The organism is Paraburkholderia sp. J12, from assembly GCF_905220215.1.
Taxonomy (GTDB): domain Bacteria; phylum Pseudomonadota; class Gammaproteobacteria; order Burkholderiales; family Burkholderiaceae; genus Paraburkholderia.
The window spans coordinates 1-350 of sequence record NZ_CAJMZC010000057.1; the positions used below are offsets into that span (position 1 = coordinate 1).

At 66.3% G+C, this 350-nt stretch carries 1 pseudogene; it reads right to left on the reverse strand.

Going from position 1 to position 350, the window contains the following annotated elements:
• Positions 1-350 (reverse strand): annotated as a pseudogene (locus U5760_RS31585) (threonine ammonia-lyase, biosynthetic); the annotation flags it as partial.

The following is a 350-nucleotide window of genomic DNA, read 5'->3' on the forward strand; positions in this document are numbered from 1 at the left end:
ATCGAACTGTAGTCCGCCCCCTGGTTGCGGTAGTGGAACAGGCTGATGTTCCAGTCGGGCGCCATCGACGAGAGAAAACGCATCAGCGCTCCCGGGCGCTCCGGAAACTCGAAGCGGAACAGCCGCTCGTCGTGCGCCAGCGGCGAGCGCCCGCCCACCATGTAGCGGATGTGCTGCTTCGAAAGCTCGTCGCCCGTCAGGTCCACCGTCGGGAAGCCGTGCGCGACGAACGCCTGCGCGATCTGCTCCGACTCGCCCCGGTTGCGGATCTGCACGCCCACGAAGATGTGCGCGCGCTCCGCATCGTCGATGCGGTAGTTGAATTCCGTCACGCTGCGCGTGCCCACCAG